We start from the raw sequence: 1,039 nt of genomic DNA, 5'->3' as shown, positions 1-1,039 counted from the left end.
GAGTTGGGAAGGCGGACTGATGTTACTCAAGCGGCACAGACTACTATTGCTAGTACGAGCAAAACTGAGTACGATAAAGTTGGGAATGTGGTGGCTGAAATTGATGCTAACACTAACAAAACTCAATACGTTTACGATTCCAGAAATCGGCAGACTCGCGTCATAGATGCTTTAAATCCATCTGGAACCACTACCACTGAATATGATGATGTTGGCAATGTCACATCCATCAAAGACCCAGTAAATAATACGACTAACTTCGTTTACGATGCCCGAAATTGGTTAAAATCGGAAACGAATCAATTTGGTAAAACTCGCGCTTTTGAGTACGATGATGTCGGCAATCGCACTCGCATTACTGACCGCAACAACCGCGTCCGTTCCTTTACTTACGATGCACTAAATCGGGAGACGGCAGAAAATTGGCTGAATACTACTGGTAATCCGATTCGGACAATTACTTCTACTTACGATGCAGCAAGTCAGCTAACATCTATTAAAGACCCTGATTCCACTTACCAGTTTAGTTACGACCCGAAAGGACGGCAAATTGCTGTCGATAATACGGGGACGCCAGGGGTACCGAATGTTCTGTTAAACTACACCTACGATGACGAAGATAATCTGCTGTCTGTCAGCGATACGATTAACGGCGCAGCTAAGGGGAATACTGCTTATACTTACGACACCCTAAACCGGATCAGTCGGATTACTCAAAGCGGTAATAGTGTGGCGTCGAAGCGGGTGGATTTTGGTTACGATGATATCGGTCAGATCAAGTCGGTGAATCGTTATTCTGATTTAAGCGGCAGTCAGTTGGTGAGGGGAACTACCTACACTTACGATGCTAAGAATCGTTTGGATGTTTTGAGTCACGGGAGTGGAGTTTCCTATGACTTTGATTATGACAATGGGAATCGAATTACGAAGATTACGGATGTTGATGGGGTGACAAATTATACCTAAGCTGTTGTACCTTTAAATAGGGTATAATAAAAAAGGAGTTTAGTCAATCTCTACAAAAATGCCAGCTAAAAAC

General features: G+C 43.1%; 1 pseudogene. It reads left to right on the top strand.

Annotated elements, in window-relative coordinates:
* Positions 1 to 966: pseudogene (locus QUB12_RS37435) on the top strand (FG-GAP-like repeat-containing protein); the annotation flags it as partial.
* Positions 967 to 1,039 lie beyond the last annotated feature (73 nt).

It is taken from the genome of Microcoleus sp. B7-D4, from assembly GCF_036705125.1.
GTDB lineage: Bacteria > Cyanobacteriota > Cyanobacteriia > Cyanobacteriales > Microcoleaceae > Microcoleus.
The sequence above is the reverse complement of the archived record's forward strand: the minus strand, read 5'-3'. Positions and strand labels throughout refer to the sequence as shown.